At 70.5% G+C, this 15104-nt stretch carries 10 protein-coding genes and 1 tRNA gene; 10 read left to right on the forward strand and 1 reads right to left on the reverse strand.

Annotation, left to right across the window (positions count from 1 at the left end):
• Window positions 1-6: 6 nt before the first annotated feature.
• Window positions 7-1224, reverse strand: coding sequence for a pyridoxal phosphate-dependent aminotransferase (locus tag ACF0H8_RS05650; protein WP_395288000.1), 1218 nt, complete (start codon window positions 1222-1224; stop codon window positions 7-9).
• Between the two features lie 231 nt (window positions 1225-1455).
• Here ACF0H8_RS05650 and ACF0H8_RS05655 point away from each other — a divergent pair.
• The 10 genes from ACF0H8_RS05655 (at window position 1456) to ACF0H8_RS05700 (ending at window position 14764) form a co-directional block, all read left to right on the forward strand.
• Window positions 1456-1531: transfer RNA gene (locus ACF0H8_RS05655), tRNA-Trp, on the forward strand.
• Between the two features lie 99 nt (window positions 1532-1630).
• Window positions 1631-1897, forward strand: coding sequence for a preprotein translocase subunit SecE (secE, locus tag ACF0H8_RS05660; protein WP_395288001.1), 267 nt, complete (start codon window positions 1631-1633; stop codon window positions 1895-1897).
• Between the two features lie 78 nt (window positions 1898-1975).
• Window positions 1976-2869, forward strand: a complete 894-nt coding sequence (gene nusG, locus ACF0H8_RS05665; protein WP_395288002.1) for a transcription termination/antitermination protein NusG — start codon at window positions 1976-1978, stop codon at window positions 2867-2869.
• A gap of 70 nt (window positions 2870-2939) precedes the next feature.
• Window positions 2940-3371 carry a 50S ribosomal protein L11 gene (gene rplK, locus ACF0H8_RS05670; protein WP_395288003.1) on the forward strand — a complete coding sequence of 144 codons (432 nt, stop codon included), beginning with the start codon at window positions 2940-2942 and terminating at the stop codon, window positions 3369-3371.
• Between the two features lie 86 nt (window positions 3372-3457).
• Window positions 3458-4174 carry a 50S ribosomal protein L1 gene (rplA, locus tag ACF0H8_RS05675; protein WP_395288004.1) on the forward strand — a complete coding sequence of 239 codons (717 nt, stop codon included), beginning with the start codon at window positions 3458-3460 and terminating at the stop codon, window positions 4172-4174.
• A 186-nt stretch (window positions 4175-4360) separates the two neighbouring features.
• Window positions 4361-5416, forward strand: a complete 1056-nt coding sequence (locus tag ACF0H8_RS05680) for a hypothetical protein (RefSeq protein ID WP_395288005.1) — start codon at window positions 4361-4363, stop codon at window positions 5414-5416.
• Window positions 5417-6014: 598 nt separating this feature from the next.
• The gene (gene rplJ, locus ACF0H8_RS05685; protein ID WP_395288006.1) at window positions 6015-6536 is read left to right on the forward strand and encodes a 50S ribosomal protein L10; all 522 of its coding nucleotides are present in this window, start codon (window positions 6015-6017) and stop codon (window positions 6534-6536) included.
• 80 nt (window positions 6537-6616) lie between these two features.
• Entirely contained in the window at window positions 6617-7009 is a 393-nt protein-coding gene (rplL, locus tag ACF0H8_RS05690; RefSeq protein WP_152203511.1) for a 50S ribosomal protein L7/L12, read from the forward strand.
• Window positions 7010-7236: 227 nt separating this feature from the next.
• The gene (gene rpoB, locus ACF0H8_RS05695) at window positions 7237-10746 is read left to right on the forward strand and encodes a DNA-directed RNA polymerase subunit beta (RefSeq protein ID WP_395288007.1); all 3510 of its coding nucleotides are present in this window, start codon (window positions 7237-7239) and stop codon (window positions 10744-10746) included.
• A 127-nt stretch (window positions 10747-10873) separates the two neighbouring features.
• Complete coding sequence (locus tag ACF0H8_RS05700; protein WP_395288008.1) at window positions 10874-14764, forward strand: DNA-directed RNA polymerase subunit beta'; 3891 nt, start codon at window positions 10874-10876, stop codon at window positions 14762-14764.
• Window positions 14765-15104 lie beyond the last annotated feature (340 nt).

Genomic DNA, 15104 nt, shown 5'->3' on the forward strand with positions numbered 1-15104 from the left:
GCGGGCTCAGGCCAGCAGCTCCTGGATGCGCCCCACGCCCTCGGCGAGGTCGTCGTCGCCCAGGGCGTAGCTCAGCCGCAGGAACCCGCTGGGGCCGAAGGCCTCGCCCGGCACCACCGCGACCTCGACCTCCTCCAGGATGAGGGAGGCGAGCTCGGCCGACGTGGTGGGCGTGCGGCCCCGGATTGTGCGGCCCAGCACGCCCTCCACGTCAGGGTAGGCGTAGAACGCGCCGCGCGGGGTCGGCAGCTCCACGCCGTCGATCGCCCGCAGCATCTCGGTCATGGTGCGCCGCCGGCGGTCGAACGCCGCCCGCATCACCCCGACGGCCGAGAGGTCGCCCGCCAGGGCGGCGATCGCCGCCCGCTGGGAGACGTTGGCGACGTTGGAGGTCAGGTGCGACTGGAGGTTGGTCGCGGCCCTGATGACGTCCTTGGGTCCGATCATCCAGCCCACGCGCCAGCCGGTCATCGCGTAGGTCTTCGCCACGCCGTTGAGCACGATGGAGGTGTCCACGAGCTCGGGCACGGCGCGCTGGATGGGCGTGAACACGGCGTCGTCGTAGAGGAGGTGCTCGTAGATCTCGTCGGTGATCACCCAGATGCCGTGCTCGACGGCCCACCGGCCGATCGCCTCGGTCTGCTCGGGGGAGTAGACCGCGCCGGTCGGGTTGGAGGGCGAGCAGAACAGCAGGACTTTCGTGCGCTCGGTGCGCGCGGCCTCGAGCTGCTCGACGGTGACCAGGTACCCCTGGTCCGCCCCGGCGAAGACCTCCACCGCACGGCCACCGGCCAGCTTGACGGCCTCGGGGTAGGTGGTCCAGTACGGCGCCGGCAGCAGGACCTCGTCGCCCGGGTCGAGGACGGCGGCGAAGGCCTCGTACACGGCCTGCTTGCCGCCGTTGGTCACGAGGACGTCGTCGGGGGAGACCTCGTAGCCGGAGTCCCGCAGCGTCTTGGCCGCGATGGCCTCCCGCAGGGCGGGCAGCCCCTTGGCGGGGGTGTACCGGTGGTTGGTCGGGTCCTGGGCAGCGGCGACGGCGGCCTCGACGATGTACTCCGGCGTCGGGAAGTCCGGCTCGCCGGCGCCGAAGCCGATCACCGGCCGGCCGGCGGCCTTGAGGGCCTTGGCCTTGGCGTCCACGGCCAGGGTGGCGGACTCGGCGATCGCCGCCAGGCGTGCGGACACGCGCGGCTTGGTCACGGGGGTGGTGGGTGCGCTCACGGCGCCTATCGTGGCACGGGGGTGCCGGGCGGCACAGGCTTCGCCCAGCCCGTGGGCGCGGGGCCGCGGTCGCCGCGGCTCGGCGGGCCCGGGAGCCGTGTGATGAGCGTCCCTGGGCGTCCGGTTCGACCTACGGGGGTCGGAGGCCGTACACTCGACGCCGGTGGTCGACGTCCGCCACGCTGGACCGTGCCCGTGAGGGCGGCCGGGGTGGCGCCGAGGACCGCTGATAGGGCAGTGGCGCAATTGGTAGCGCACCGGTCTCCAAAACCGGCGGTTGTGGGTTCGAGTCCCTCCTGCCCTGCCAGGGCGGCGTACGTGCGCCGACCTCCGGCCTCGCCACGCGGCGGGCCGAACCGCCCGGCCCCGGGCGGAAGGACCTGGCCGGAACCGTGAGGAAGAACCTGTGAGCGAGTCTGCTAGCGCGACCTCGGGCCGGCCCGAGCGCGCCCGCAGCGCGTCCGGGCCGGACGCCAAGAAGCGAGGGTTCTTCGGCCGCATCATCCTGTTCGTGCGGCAGGTGCTGGCCGAGCTGAAGAAGGTTGTCCGGCCCACGCGCAGCGAGCTGCTGACCTACTTCGCCGTCGTGATCGTCTTCGTGCTCGTGATCATGGCCTTCGTCGGTGTGCTGGACCTGTCGTTCGGCCGGCTCGTCCTGTGGGTCTTCGGCTGAGCCTGATGTCGCCGTCCGCCCGCCCGTCGCTGGCTGACCCGCCAGCGAAGTCCGATCCGATCAGAAAGCAGGTCGCCCGTGCCTGAGAACCTCGAGCCTACGAACCTCGACGAGGCGTCGGCCGAGCCCGACCAGCCGGAGGTCCCCGCCGCCGCGGGCGACGTCGACGTGCCCGATGACGCGACCGGCGCCGACGAGGCGCAGCAGCTGCAGACCCCTGAGACCGACGAGGAGCCCGCCGGCGAGGACCTCCTCGCGGACGAGCCCGCCGGCGAGGACCTCCTCGCGGACGAGCCCGCCGGCGACGCGGCGGCCGAGGACGTCCCCGCGGAGGAGACGGCCGCCGAGGAGCCCGAGGACGAGGACCCCGCCGAGGCGTTCCGCAAGGAGCTGCGCTCCCTGCCCGGCCAGTGGTACGTCGTGCACACCTACGCCGGCTACGAGAAGCGCGTGAAGACGAACCTGGAGAACCGCATCCAGAGCCTCAACATGGAGGACTACATCTACCAGGTGGAGGTCCCCATGGAGGAGGTCGTGGAGATCAAGAACGCGCAGCGCAAGATCGTCAACCGCGTGCGCGTCCCCGGCTACACCCTCGTGCGCATGGACCTCACCGACGAGTCGTGGGGCGCCGTCCGCCACACGCCCGGCGTCACCGGCTTCGTGGGCAACACCCACCAGCCCGTGCCGCTGACCGAGGACGAGGTGTTCTCCATGCTCGCCCCCACCATCCGCGCGCAGGCCGGGGGCGCGGCCCCCGCCAAGGCGGCCGCCGGCGGTGCGACGTCGACGCCGATCAAGGTGGACTTCTCGGTGGGCGAGTCGGTCACCGTCACCGACGGGCCGTTCGAGACCCTGCCCGCCACCATCTCCGAGATCAGCCCCGAGAGCCAGAAGCTCAAGGTGCTCGTCACGATCTTCGGCCGGGAGACGCCGGTCGAGCTGTCGTTCTCGCAGGTCGCCAAGATCTGACGGGACGACTCCCGCACCCCGCCGGGCTCCTCCGGCGGGACCCAGAGGAAGAACCGTAAGGACCCCGAACATGCCCCCCAAGAAGAAGGTTGCAGGCCTGATCAAGCTCCAGATCCAGGCTGGCGCCGCGACCCCCGCGCCGCCGATCGGCCCCGCGCTGGGTCAGCACGGCGTCAACATCATGGAGTTCTGCAAGGCCTACAACGCGGCCACCGAGTCCCAGCGCGGCAACGTGATCCCGGTCGAGATCACGGTCTACGAGGACCGCTCCTTCACCTTCGTCACGAAGACCCCGCCGGCCGCCGAGATGATCAAGAAGGCCGCCGGCGTGGCCAAGGGCTCCGCCACCCCGCACACGGTCAAGGTCGCCACGATCACCCGTGAGCAGGTGCAGGAGATCGCCCGCACCAAGCAGGAAGACCTCAACGCCAACGACATCGAGGCCGCCGAGAAGATCATCGCCGGCACCGCCCGTTCCATGGGCATCACGGTCGAGGGCTGACCAACACATCCGTCAGCGCCCCCTGAGGGGCGCGAAGTGGCAGGGTCCGCGCGGACCCGCAGACCACGACTGCACAGGAGAAGCAGATGGCAACGCGCAGCAAGAACTACCGCAAGGCCGTGGAGAAGATCCACGACGGCGAGGTCTACCCCCCGCTCCAGGCCGTCCGCCTGGCCAAGGAGACCGCCACCACCAAGTTCGACTCCACCGTCGAGGTCGTCTTCCGCCTCGGCGTCGACCCCCGCAAGGCAGACCAGATGGTGCGCGGCACCGTCAACCTGCCGCACGGCACCGGCAAGACCGCTCGGGTCCTGGTCTTCGCCGTCGGTGAGCGGGCCAACCAGGCCATCGAGGCCGGGGCGGACGAGGTCGGTGGCGACGAGCTGATCGAGAAGGTCGCGGCCGGGTACACCGACTTCGACGCCGCCGTGGCGACGCCGGACCTCATGGGCAAGGTCGGCCGTCTCGGCCGCGTGCTCGGCCCCCGTGGCCTCATGCCGAACCCGAAGACCGGCACCGTGACGATGGACGTGGCCAAGGCCGTGTCCGACATCAAGGGCGGCCGCATCGAGTTCCGCGTGGACAAGCACTCCAACCTGCACTTCATCATCGGCAAGGCGAGCTTCGACGAGAGGGCGCTGGTGGAGAACTACGCCGCCGCCCAGGAGGAGGTCCTGCGCCTGAAGCCGGCCAGCTCGAAGGGCCGGTACATCACCAAGGCGACCGTCACCACCACGATGGGCCCGGGCATCCCGCTCGACGCCACCAAGACGCGCAACCTCACCACCGAGGACGCTTCCTGACGTAGCCCGTCGCACGCCGGCTGGCCCGGTCCCCGCTCGGGGGCCGGGCCTGATCGCGTGTGCGGGTGTCTGCCGCCGGTTCCCGGGCGGACGGTTGCCGCCGCGTGCGCGCCGGGCTGCGCCGTCGTCCACAGAACCCCTCGGGCGCGGTCGCGGGCGTGCGGCCGCCTCGGGCACCGTGGCGCCGTGGACGAGAGCCTCGCGGAACCGCCCGTGCTGCCCCAGCCCCTGCTCGTGCGCGAGCTCGGCAGGGCAGAGGTCCGCGCCGCGCGCCGTGACGCGCGCCTGGTGCGGGTGCGCAACGGCGCCTACCTGGCCCCCGACCCCGGATGGGACCGGTGGAGGCAGCGCGAGGCGGTCGCCCTCGCGGCGTGCGTGGCCGTGGCGAGCAGCCTGAGGTGCGAGTACGCGTTCAGCCATGCCACCGCCGCGCTCATCCACGGCTGCTGGCTCTGGGGCGTGGATCCGCTGACCCATATCACCCAGCCCACGCCGCCCAGCAGCCTCGTGGTGGGCGGGGTCAAGCGCCACCACGGGAGCCTCCCGGACGACGACGTCACGCTGGTGAACGGGCTGCGCGTGACGAGCCTCGAGCGCACCGTGGAGGACTGCGCGCGGACCATGAGCGCGCGGGCGGCGCTGGCGGTCGCGGACAGCGCCCTCCGCATGCTCGCCAGGGCCGACCGGGGCGCGCGGGACCGGTCCTCCGCGCAGATGGAGGAGGTGCGCCGCCAACTGCTCGCCCGCCTCGACGCCACGCCGGGAAGGCGGGGACTCGTGCGGGCCCGTGCCGTCGTTCGTCATGCGGACGGGTTCGCGGAGTCCGCCGGTGAGAGCGACCTGCGCTGGATCGCCCTGGCCCGGGGCCTGCCGAGGCCGACGGCGCAGCTTCCGGTGGTGACCGGGCAGGGTCGGTTCTTCGGCGACGTCGGATGGCGGCTCGCGGAGCCGGGCTCCGGATCGAAACCGTGGGCGGTCGTCATGGAGTACGACGGTGCCGGGAAGTACGAGCCCCGGGCGGGTGAGGCGCCCGGGATGGCGCTGTACTCCGAGAAGTCACGGGAGGACGCCATGCGGGAGGCCGGCGTCGTGGTGCTGCGCTTCGGCATGGCAGACCTGCACCAGCCGGAGGCGACATTTGCGCGGATGTGCCGGGCCTTCCCGCCCGCGTTGCTTGCGCGGCTCAGGCCCATCCCCGGCCTGCAGATGCATGTGGTGAGCAGGAATCCAACGGCGTCCTAGGGGCGGGCGGTCGCACGGCCCCCTTCCGGCCAGGGCCATACGCGAGCCGGTAGGTTTGCGTCTCGAAACAGGGCGTTCGTGTCGCGAAACAGTGGATTCGTGTCGAGACAGTTGGGAAATCCCCGCTGGTTGGACACATAACAACTGGGTCGACACCGAAAGCCGCTGGTTGCGCGCCGGAATCCCCTGGGTGAACGCGAATGGCCCCTGGTTGGGCGCCGGAAGCGCTGGATTGCTGCCGCAAGCCGCTGGTTGGGCGCCGCAAGCCGCTGGTTGGGCACCGGAAAGCCTCGGCCGAACGGGCCTGCCGGTGCACCGCTCGCCGGACGGTGGCCGACGCGCCCGCTCGACGGTGGCGGACGTCATAGCAGGGCGGATCCCGCGGCGTTTGCCACCGGACGTCGCCGGCCGGTACCGTGTTCCCTGCCAAAGACCGCCGGTCGCCCGTGCAGACGGGGCCAAGTCCGCAGCAGCGGAGCCAGCGCAGGTGAGTACAAAGCTTCCCGCCCTCGTGGCGGTCCGAGCCCCGTGCCTGCCTGCACGGGGCTTCTTCGTTGTCCAGGACCGACGACCGTGCGTCACTACCGGAAGGAGGGCCATGGCGAGGCCTGACAAGGCGGCAGCGGTTGCCGAGCTCGCGGAGCAGTTCCGTGGGTCCAGCGCCGTCCTGCTGACCGAGTACCGCGGGCTCAGCGTCGCCCAGCTCAAGCAGCTGCGCCGCTCGCTCGGCGGTAACGCAAGCTACGCCGTGGTGAAGAACACGCTGACGGCCATCGCGGCGAAGGAGGCCGGCGTCGACGTGCTCGACGGCGACCTCACCGGCCCGACGGCGGTCGCCTTCGTGACGGGCGAGCCCGTCGAGGCTGCCAAGTCGCTGCGTGACTTCGCCAAGGCGAACCCCCAGCTCGTGATCAAGGGCGGCGTCCTGGAGGGCCGGAAGCTCTCCGCCGAGGACGTCACCAAGCTCGCCGAGCTCGAGTCCCGCGACGTGCTGCTGGGCAAGGCAGCCGGCGCGTTCAAGGCCGCGCTGTTCCAGGCTGCCTACCTCTTCACCGCGCCGGCCACCAAGGCCGCGCGCACCATCGAGGCCCTGCGCGAGAAGCAGGCCGCCGAGGCCTGATCCCCCCGGGGACAGGCACCGGCACGCACCACCCACACCCTCTGCTCGCGTAGCAGGACAGTCAAGGAAGGAACGCCACCATGGCGAAGCTCAGCACCGAAGAGCTCATCGAGGCTTTCAAGGAGCTCACCCTCATCGAGCTCTCCGAGTTCGTGAAGCAGTTCGAGGAGACCTTCGAGGTCACCGCCGCCGCCCCCGTCGCCGTCGCCGCCGCGCCGGCCGCCGGTGGTGCCGCCGGTGGCGAGGAGGCCGCCGAGGAGAAGTCCGAGTTCGACGTCATCCTCGAGTCGGTCGGCGACAAGAAGATCCAGGTCATCAAGGAGGTGCGCGCCCTGACCTCCCTCGGCCTGAAGGAGGCCAAGGACCTCGTCGACGGCGCCCCGAAGCCCGTCCTGGAGGGCGTCGCCAAGGACGCGGCCGACAAGGCCAAGGAGCAGCTCGAGGGCGCCGGCGCCACCGTCACCCTCAAGTGACCCCCTCCGGCGACAGGCGCCACGCCCGGCGCGACGCCTGATCGCCGGCAGCTCGAGGACGAGGCCCGCACCAGCAGGTGCGGGCCTCGTCCTCGTACGAGCGCCGCTGGACACGCACACACCCGGCGGCTATGCTGTCGCTTTGCGCTGACCTGTGCCCGTCAGGATCCCACCCGCTCCCACGCTGGTCAACGCGTGTGCCACCCATTCGCAGGGAAGGACCCCCTTTGGCTGCCTCGCGCACCTCTTCTGCACCTACTGCTGACGCTATCGCGAACCGCACCGCATCGCGGCGCATCTCGTTCGCCAAGATCCACGAGCCGCTCCAGGCCCCGAACCTGCTGGGCCTGCAGACCGAGAGCTTCGACTGGCTGCTCGGGAACGACGCCTGGCGCGCCCGCGTCCAGGCCGCGGCCGAGGCCGGCGACACGAACGTGCCCACCACCTCGGGCCTGGAGGAGATCTTCGCGGAGATCTCCCCGATCGAGGACTTCGGCCAGTCGATGTCCCTGAGCTTCCGGGACCACCGGTTCGAGCCCCCCAAGTACACCGCGGAGGAGTGCAAGGAGAAGGACTTCACCTACGCGGCGCCGCTGTTCGTCACCGCCGAGTTCGTCAACTACACCACCGGCGAGATCAAGTCGCAGACGGTGTTCATGGGCGACTTCCCGCTCATGACCGAGCGCGGCACCTTCATCATCAACGGCACCGAGCGCGTCGTCGTCTCGCAGCTGGTGCGTTCCCCGGGCGTCTACTTCGAGAAGGTCGCCGACAAGACCTCCGACAAGGACGTCTACACCACCAAGGTCATCCCGAGCCGCGGCGCCTGGCTCGAGTTCGAGATCGACAAGCGCGACACCGTGGGCGTGCGCATCGACCGCAAGCGCAAGCAGTCGGTCACCGTGTTCCTGCGCGCCCTGGGCATGACCGAGTCGGAGATCCGCGAGGAGTTCGCGGACTTCCCGGTGCTGCTCGAGACCCTGGAGAAGGACAACGTCCACACCCAGGACGAGGCGCTGCTGGACATCTACCGCAAGATCCGTCCGGGCGAGCCGCCCACGGTCGAGGCCGGCCGCACGCTGCTGGAGAACTACTACTTCAACGCCAAGCGCTACGACCTCGCCAAGGTCGGCCGGTACAAGATCAACAAGAAGCTCGGCATGACCACCGAGCTGGCCGAGTCCGTCCTGCGCATCGAGGACGTCACCGCGGCGATCAAGTACCTGCTCGCGCTGCACAAGGGCGTCGAGGAGCTCGACGGCACCCGCAACGGCGAGCCGGTCAAGGTGCGCGTCGAGACCGACGACATCGACCACTTCGGCAACCGCCGCATCCGCGCCGTCGGCGAGCTCATCCAGAACCAGGTCCGCACCGGCCTGTCCCGCATGGAGCGCGTCGTCCGCGAGCGGATGACCACCCAGGACGTCGAGGCCATCACGCCGCAGACGCTGATCAACATCCGCCCCGTGGTGGCGTCGATCAAGGAGTTCTTCGGCACCTCCCAGCTCTCGCAGTTCATGGACCAGAACAACCCGCTGGCCGGCCTGACGCACAAGCGGCGTCTGTCCGCGCTGGGCCCGGGTGGTCTGTCCCGTGACCGCGCCGGCATGGAGGTCCGTGACGTCCACCCGTCGCACTACGGCCGCATGTGCCCCATCGAGACCCCTGAGGGCCCGAACATCGGCCTCATCGGCTCGCTGGCGACCTACGCCCGCATCAACCCGTTCGGGTTCGTCGAGACCCCGTACCGCAAGGTTGTCGACGGGCACGTCACGGACGAGGTGGTCTACCTCACTGCCGACGACGAGGACCGCCACATCATCGCCCAGGCCTCGGCCCCGGTCGGCGACGACGGCAAGTTCGTCGAGGACCGCGCCCTGTGCCGCCTCAGCGGCGGCGAGCCGGCCCTGGTGCCGGTGGACGAGATCGACTACATGGACGTCTCGGCCCGCCAGATGGTGTCCGTCGCGACGGCCATGATCCCGTTCCTCGAGCACGACGACGCCAACCGCGCGCTCATGGGCGCGAACATGCAGCGCCAGGCGGTGCCGCTGCTGCGCAGCGAGGCCCCGCTGGTCGGGACCGGCATGGAGCGGCGCGCCGCCGTCGACGCCGGGGACGTCATCGTGGCCAACAAGCCCGGCGTCGTCACCGAGGTCTCGGCCGACGCCGTGCACGTGGCGGCCGACGACGGCACGAACCAGATCTACCGCGTGGCGAAGTTCCGCCGCTCCAACCAGGGCAACTCCTACAACCAGCGCGTGCTGGTGGACGAGGGCGCCCGGGTGGAGGTCGGCTCGGTGCTCGCCGACGGCCCCGCCACCGACGAGGGCGAGCTCGCCCTGGGCAAGAACCTCCTCGTGGCGTTCATGTCCTGGGAGGGCTACAACTACGAGGACGCCATCATCCTGTCCCAGCGCGTCGTCTCCGACGACCTGCTGACCTCGATCCACATCGAGGAGCACGAGGTGGACGCCCGCGAGACGAAGCTGGGCGCCGAGGAGATCACCCGGGACATCCCGAACGTCTCCGAGGACGTGCTGGCCAACCTCGACGAGCGCGGCATCATCCGCATCGGCGCCGAGGTCAGCTCCGGCGACATCCTCGTCGGCAAGGTGACCCCGAAGGGCGAGACCGAGCTGACCTCCGAGGAGCGCCTGCTGCGCGCCATCTTCGGCGAGAAGGCCCGCGAGGTCCGCGACACGTCCCTGAAGGTCCCGCACGGCGAGTCCGGCATCGTCATCGGCATCCGCGAGTTCTCCGCGGACAACGACGACGAGCTGCCCCCGGGCGTGAACCAGATGGTCCGCGTCTACATCGCCCAGCGCCGCAAGATCACCGAGGGTGACAAGCTCGCCGGCCGTCACGGCAACAAGGGCGTCATCTCCAACATCCTCCCGGTCGAGGACATGCCGTTCCTGCCCGACGGCACCCCAGTGGACGTCATCCTCAACCCGCTCGGCGTGCCCGGCCGCATGAACGTCGGCCAGGTCCTCGAGCTCCACCTGGGCTGGATCGCCGCGCAGGGCTGGGACGTCACCGAGGCACGCAGGGCGGCCGAGGAGTGGACCCGGCACATGGGCGACGACGCGGTCGTCGCCGCGCCGCGCACCCCCGTCGCCACCCCGGTGTTCGACGGCCTCCAGCACGAGGAGCTCACCGGGCTGCTCGCGCACACGACGCCGAACCGCGACGGCGAGCGCATGGTGGGCGTCGACGGCAAGGCGCAGCTCTTCGACGGCCGCTCCGGCGAGCCGTACCCGGAGCCCATCTCGGTCGGCTACATGTACATCCTGAAGCTGCACCACCTGGTGGACGACAAGATCCACGCGCGCTCGACCGGCCCGTACTCGATGATCACGCAGCAGCCGCTGGGCGGTAAGGCCCAGTTCGGCGGCCAGCGCTTCGGCGAGATGGAGGTGTGGGCCCTCGAGGCCTACGGCGCCGCCTACGCCCTGCAGGAGCTGCTCACCATCAAGTCCGACGACGTCACCGGCCGCGTGAAGGTGTACGAGGCCATCGTCAAGGGCGAGAACATCCCCGAGCCGGGCATCCCCGAGTCCTTCAAGGTGCTCATCAAGGAGATGCGGTCGCTGTGCCTGAACGTCGAGGCACTGGACGCCGAGGGCAACGCCATCGAGCTGCGTGACGCCGACGACGAGGTGTACCGCGCCGCCGAGGAGCTCGGCATCGACCTCTCGCGCCGCCCGGACGCGAGCAGCGTCGACGAACTCTGAGCCCGCGGGCCGGCCGCCGGCGCCGGGGGGACGCACGGAACACGTCCCCCCGGCGCCCGGCGGCACCGACGGCCGCGGCGCTCAACTAATGCTGTACACGGTGTTCTACCGGAGGAAGTAGGAACCCTTGCTCGACGTCAATGTCTTCGACCAGCTGCACATCGGTCTCGCGACCGCAGCCGACGTGCGCGAATGGTCGCACGGTGAGGTCAAGAAGCCCGAGACGATCAACTACCGCACGCTGAAGCCGGAGAAGGACGGCCTCTTCGGCGAGCAGATCTTCGGTCCCACCCGGGACTGGGAGTGCGCGTGCGGCAAGTACAAGCGCGTGCGCTACAAGGGCATCATCTGCGAGCGCTGCGGCGTGGAGGTCACCCGCTCCAAGGTCCGCCGCGAGCGGATGGGCCACATCGAGCTCGCCGCGCCCGTCACCCACATCTGGTACTTCAAGGGCGTGCCCTCGCGCCTGGGGTACCTGCTCAACCTCGCGCCGAAGGACCTCGAGAAGGTCATCTACTTCGCGGCCTACATGATCACGGAGGTCGACGACGAGGGCCGGCACGACGACCTGACCATGCTCCAGAACGAGATGGACCTGGAGAAGAAGCAGGTCGAGAACAAGCGCGACGCCGACATCGAGGCCCGCGCCCAGCGCCTCGAGGCGGACCTGGCCGAGCTGGAGGCCTCCGGCGCCAAGTCGGACGCGCGGGAGAAGGTCCGCAAGTCCGCCGAGCGCGAGATGGCCCAGATCCGCAAGCGCGGCGACCAGGACCTCGAGCGCCTCGAGCGCGTGTGGGACCGGTTCAAGAACCTCAAGGTCGGTGACCTCGAGGGCGACGAGCTGCTCTACCGCGAGCTGCAGGCCCGCTACGGCATCTACTTCAAGGGCGCCATGGGCGCCGAGGCGATCCAGAAGCGCCTGGAGACCTTCGACCTGCAGGCCGAGGCCGAGTCGCTGCGCGAGACCATCGCCACCGGCACCGGGCAGCGCAAGACCCGCGCCCTGAAGCGGCTGAAGGTCGTCAACGCGTTCCTGACCACCGGCAACTCGCCGATGGGCATGGTGCTCGACTGCGTCCCGGTCATCCCGCCGGACCTGCGCCCGATGGTGCAGCTCGACGGTGGCCGCTTCGCCACGTCGGACCTGAACGACCTGTACCGCCGCGTCATCAACCGCAACAACCGCCTCAAGCGGCTGCTGGACCTGGGCGCGCCCGAGATCATCGTCAACAACGAGAAGCGCATGCTCCAGGAGTCCGTGGACGCGCTCTTCGACAACGGCCGCCGCGGGCGTCCGGTGACGGGCCCGGGCAACCGCGCCCTGAAGTCGATCTCCGACATGCTCAAGGGCAAGCAGGGCCGGTTCCGCCAGAACCTGCTCGGCAAGCGCGTCGACTACTCCGGCCGCTCGGTCATCGTCGTCGGCCCCACGCTGAAGCTGCACCAGTGCGGCCTGCCGAAGCAGATGGCGCTGGAGCTGTTCAAGCCCTTCGTCATGAAGCGGCTGGTGGACCTCAACCACGCCCAGAACATCAAGGCCGCCAAGCGCATGGTCGAGCGGTCCCGCCCGCAGGTGTGGGACGTCCTCTCCGAGGTCATCCGCGAGCACCCGGTGCTGCTCAACCGCGCGCCCACGCTGCACCGCCTGGGCATCCAGGCCTTCGAGCCGCAGCTGGTCGAGGGCAAGGCCATCAAGCTCCACCCGCTCGTCTGCGGCGCGTTCAACGCCGACTTCGACGGCGACCAGATGGCCGTGCACCTGCCGCTGAGCGCCGAGGCGCAGGCCGAGGCCCGCATCCTCATGCTCTCGAGCAACAACATCCTCAAGCCGTCCGACGGCCGCCCGGTGACCATGCCCTCGCAGGACATGATCATCGGCCTGTTCCACCTCACGTCGGACCGCGAGGACGCCAAGGGCGCCGGACGCTCCTTCTCCTCGGCGGCCGAGGCGATCATGGCCTTCGACGCCGGCGAGCTGGACCTCAACGCCGTCGTCAAGGTGCGCTTCCCCGAGCTGGTCCCGCCGCAGGGCTGGACGCCGGCGGAGGGCTGGGAGGAGGGCGAGCCGATCGTCCTCGAGACCACCCTGGGCCGCGCGCTGTTCAACGAGCTCCTGCCCGTGGACTACCCGTACATCAACGGCGTCGTCGACAAGAAGGTGCTCGGCGCCATCGTCAACGACCTGGCGGAGCGGTACCCGAAGGTGGAGGTCGGGGCGAGCCTCGACGCGCTGAAGGAGGCCGGGTTCCGGTGGGCGTCGCGCTCCGGCGTCACCATCGCCATCTCCGACGTCGTGGCCCCGGAGGCCAAGGCCCACATCCTCGAGAAGTACGAGGGCGAGGCGGAGAAGATCCAGGACCAGTACGACATGGGCCTGATCACCGACGACGAGCGCCGTCAGGAGCTCATCGACATCTGGACGCAGGCCACCAACGAGGTCGACGAGGCGATGCGGGTGAACTTCCCGCAGCGCAACACCGTCTTCCGGATGGTCTCCTCCGGTGCCCGTGGTAACTGGATGCAGGTGCGCCAGATCGCCGGCATGCGTGGCCTCGTGGCGGACCCGAAGGGCGAGATCATCCCGCGCCCGATCAAGTCCAACTACCGCGAGGGCCTGTCCGTCCTGGAGTACTTCATCGCCACCCACGGCGCCCGCAAGGGCCTCGCGGACACGGCCCTGCGCACCGCCGACTCCGGGTACCTCACCCGTCGTCTGGTGGACGTCTCGCAGGACGTCATCGTCCGCGAGGACGACTGCGGCACCCGCATGGGCCTGACGATGACCATCGCCGAGCCGGGCGCCGACGGCGGCCTGGTGCGCGCCGACACGGTGGAGACCTCGGTCTACGCCCGCACGCTGGCCGTCGACGTCAAGGACGCCGAGGGCAACGTGCTGGCCCAGGCCGGGGACGACGCCGGCGACGTGCTCATCGAGCGCCTCGTCGAGTCCGGCGTCACCGAGGTCAAGGTGCGCTCCGTGCTCACCTGCGAGTCGCGCGTCGGCACCTGCGCCAAGTGCTACGGACGCTCCCTGGCCACCGGCAAGCTGGTGGACATCGGCGAGGCCGTCGGCATCATCGCCGCGCAGTCCATCGGCGAGCCCGGCACGCAGCTGACGATGCGTACCTTCCACACCGGTGGTGCCGCCTCCGCGGAGGACATCACCCAGGGTCTGCCGCGTGTCCAGGAGCTGTTCGAGGCCCGCACCCCCAAGGGCGAGGCCCCGATCGCCGAGGCCGCCGGCCGGGTCAAGATCGACGACACCGAGCGCACGCGCAAGATCGTCATCACCCGCGACGACGGGCAGGAGGACGCCGTCTACCCGGTGACCAAGCGCGCCCGCCTGCTGGTCGAGGACGGCGAGCACGTGGCCGTGGGCAGGCAGCTCATCGCCGGTGCCGTGGACCCGAAGAAGGTCCTGCGCATCCTCGGCCCGCGCGCCGCGCAGAAGCACCTGGTGGAGCAGGTCCAGGAGGTCTACCGCTCGCAGGGCGTGGACATCCACGACAAGCACATCGAGGTCATCGTGCGGCAGATGCTGCGCCGCGTCACGGTGCTCGACTCCGGCGACTCGCGCCTGCTGCCCGGTGAGCTCATGGAGCGCACCCGGTTCGAGGACGAGAACCGCCGCGTCGTCTCCGAGGGTGGCACCCCCGCCTCCGGCCGTCCGGAGCTGATGGGCATCACCAAGGCCTCGCTCGCCACCGACTCGTGGCTCTCCGCCGCCTCCTTCCAGGAGACGACGAAGGTGCTCACCGAGGCGGCGATGAGCAGCCGGCGCGACCCGCTGCTGGGCCTGAAGGAGAACGTCATCCTCGGTAAGCTCATCCCGGCCGGGACGGGCCTGCCCCGCTACCACGAGGTGGTCGTGGAGCCGACCGAGGAGGCCAAGGCCCAGGCGTTCAGCCGCATGGGCTACAGCGACATCGACTTCGCCCCCGCCAGCCAGGGCTCCGAGTCGATCCTGCTCGAGGAGCTGGACTTCGGCCCCGACACCTACGGGCTCGAGTTCCGCTGACCCCAGCGGTGAGGAGGCGGGGCCGGGGGTGCGCCCCCGGCCCCGCCTCGCACGTCCGGGTCCCCGCCCGTGCGGCGGGCCCACGACCGGGTCCCCGCCCGTGCGGAGGGCCCAGCACCAACGCAAGAACCGGGCCCGACGGCGGCCCCGCCGTCGCCGGCCCACGTGGCGCACCCCACGCCGGGGCCGCCCGCCACGCTTTGACGCCCCGATCCGCCGCAGAGTACTCTGGTCGGCGGTGCCCGCGACATCGGGCTCTCGTGCGTGCGCCTCTCACGTCGGTCATGGCCCCCCGCGGCCGCGGCAGGAGCGGGGTCCGCAGGCGTCTTCGCCAGCTGGG

Source organism: Georgenia sp. AZ-5 (assembly GCF_043952095.1).
GTDB lineage: Bacteria > Actinomycetota > Actinomycetes > Actinomycetales > Actinomycetaceae > Georgenia.

Coding starts and splice junctions, on each gene's coding strand:
- rplK (WP_395288003.1), top strand. CDS start 2,940: ATGCCCCCCAAGAAGAAGGTTGCAGGCCTGATCAAGCTCCAGATCCAG.
- rplA (WP_395288004.1), top strand. CDS start 3,458: ATGGCAACGCGCAGCAAGAACTACCGCAAGGCCGTGGAGAAGATCCAC.
- rplJ (WP_395288006.1), top strand. CDS start 6,015: ATGGCGAGGCCTGACAAGGCGGCAGCGGTTGCCGAGCTCGCGGAGCAG.
- rplL (WP_152203511.1), top strand. CDS start 6,617: ATGGCGAAGCTCAGCACCGAAGAGCTCATCGAGGCTTTCAAGGAGCTC.